General features: G+C 41.6%; 4 protein-coding genes. 3 read left to right on the top strand and 1 reads right to left on the bottom strand.

Annotated elements, in window-relative coordinates; translation table 11 throughout:
• Nucleotides 1-135: DUF433 domain-containing protein (locus VB714_RS15455; RefSeq protein WP_416309701.1), on the top strand; the 135-nt coding region annotated here is incomplete at its 5' end.
• Nucleotides 132-476 carry a DUF5615 family PIN-like protein gene (locus tag VB714_RS15450; protein ID WP_204106120.1) on the top strand — a complete coding sequence of 115 codons (345 nt, stop codon included), beginning with the start codon at nucleotides 132-134 and terminating at the stop codon, nucleotides 474-476. The genes VB714_RS15455 and VB714_RS15450, both read left to right, overlap by 4 nt.
• An 82-nt stretch (nucleotides 477-558) precedes the next feature.
• On the opposite strand, the gene VB714_RS15445 is transcribed toward VB714_RS15450, so the two are convergent.
• Nucleotides 559-1128: a Uma2 family endonuclease gene (locus VB714_RS15445; RefSeq protein WP_323225525.1), complete on the bottom strand. Its 570-nt coding sequence runs from the start codon at nucleotides 1126-1128 to the stop codon at nucleotides 559-561.
• On the opposite strand from VB714_RS15445, the gene VB714_RS15440 reads away from it, so the two are divergent.
• On the top strand, nucleotides 1127-1705 hold the full coding sequence (locus VB714_RS15440; protein ID WP_323225524.1) for a hypothetical protein: 579 nt from the start codon (nucleotides 1127-1129) through the stop codon (nucleotides 1703-1705). The genes VB714_RS15445 and VB714_RS15440 overlap by 2 nt on opposite strands.
• Nucleotides 1706-1793 lie beyond the last annotated feature (88 nt).

Below are 1793 nucleotides of genomic sequence, written 5' to 3'. Positions count from 1 at the left end.
ATTCTTGAAACATTAGCAGATAATATCCCTGCTAGCGAAATTTTAGAAGACTTTCCCGATCTCGAACCTGAAGATATTCAGGCGTGTTTATTATTTGCCGCCCTGCAAATTGATTTTCCCAAAATAGCCGTATGATTTTTTGGTTAAATGCTCAACTTCCTCCCAGTTTAGCGCAATGGTTGACTGATACATTTGATGTTAATGCCTTAGCCTTGCGCGATCTGGAATTACGTGACGCACAAGATATTGAGATTTTCAACGCAGCACAAATTAACGGTTTAGGCACGGTTATTATTACAAAAGATCGAGATTTTGTCGATTTAGCGATCCGTCAGGGGATTCCACCTCAAATTCTTTGGTTAACTTGTGGTAATATCAACAATCGAGATTTAAAACGTATTTTTAGTCGCGCATTTCCACAAGCATTAGTTTTACTGGAACAAGGTGAAACAATTGTAGAAATTGGCAGAACATAATTTGCACGGAAAAGCGATCGCGTTTCCCGTTGAGAAAAATTTGAGGAGATGCGATCGCGCATCTAAATCTAAGCATTGCATTTTATCCCGTCAAAACTTCATCATAAATCTCTGCCATTGTCAAGGTTAAATCTACTGAATTTAACGCTAAAATATCATCTGTTTCTAAGATTTCGAGAGACCAAATTCCTGCCGCATTCCGTCGATAAACTTCTACCCTCATTTCCGTTTGAGAAACGAGGATATATTCCTGTAAACTGGGCAAAGTTTGATAATTTAATCGTTTTTCTCGCCGATCTAAACTTTGAGTAGAAGGGGAAAGCACTTCAATAATTAAACAGGGACGAGTTTTATAATACTTTTCCGTATCTTGGCGATCGCAAGTCACCATGACATCAGGATAATAAAAAAGTTCTGCTGTATTTTGAGCAATAGGCATATTGACCTTCATATCTGACATAAAAGTTTTACACCCACTCCCGCGTAAATGAATTAATAAACGAGTATAGATATTCCCAGCAATGCGATTATGTTCTTCACTCCCACCAGACATCGCAAATATTTGACCGCCAAGATATTCATGACGAATGGGGCTTACTTTTTCGCCTTCAAGATAGTCTGATACAGAAATAAACACCGTGGATAGTTTCATGATTTTGTCCTATAATGATTCACTAATAATCGAGAAAATGCTAGATGGTGAAAAAGTGACAATCAATCAACTGAGCGAACAAGTTCCCCTCATGTTTCGCGCCCAAATTGACGGACGCTGTCAACTCCACTACATTAACAATAACAACCAAATTGAACGCTGGGTCTCCGAGTGGATCGATCCCCTCCCCAAACGTCCTTACCAATGGCGAGAAAATCCTCAGCAAAGAACCCACGACTATAAATTTAACTGGCGCTTCGTCACCAACGGCGGCCAAGATGAGGGCATCATTCGCCCGGCGATCGGTACCGACCCCACCGATAACCGTTGGCGCGATCGCCTCATCGATCTGGTTCACCCGCAACAAGGATGGCAAGTAAAAACGGGCGATACAACCAAGAAACCCAAAGGAGAAAGTGCTTTTGACCTGATTTCCCTTTACAAGCCCGAATTAAAGTTTTGCATTTCCAGTCCCAAACCTCTCAGCGAGGAAGACTGGGGGGAAATTTGGCAAATTTGGGACAAAGCGATCGCCTCGGAATTAGCGATGGGGGAAAGGCAGGCTTGTTATCGATGAATTGGGAGGATAGCAAAGAGCCTCAGATCGCAAAACTCAATAAAGATGCCAATAAACAACTTTTACCTGCCTCAAATTGCGATAGCCT

The sequence above is a fragment of the Spirulina sp. 06S082 genome, from assembly GCF_034932145.1.
Classification (GTDB): Bacteria; Cyanobacteriota; Cyanobacteriia; order Cyanobacteriales; family Spirulinaceae; genus CCY15215.
This window is presented reverse-complemented; position numbering and strand designations above follow the sequence as displayed.

Bases quoted from the DNA above. Each gene is read 5' to 3' on its own strand.
- VB714_RS15450 (WP_204106120.1), top strand. From the start codon at position 132: ATGATTTTTTGGTTAAATGCTCAACTTCCTCCCAGTTTAGCGCAATGG.
- VB714_RS15440 (WP_323225524.1), top strand. From the start codon at position 1,127: ATGATTTTGTCCTATAATGATTCACTAATAATCGAGAAAATGCTAGAT.
- VB714_RS15445 (WP_323225525.1), bottom strand. From the start codon at position 1,128: ATGAAACTATCCACGGTGTTTATTTCTGTATCAGACTATCTTGAAGGC.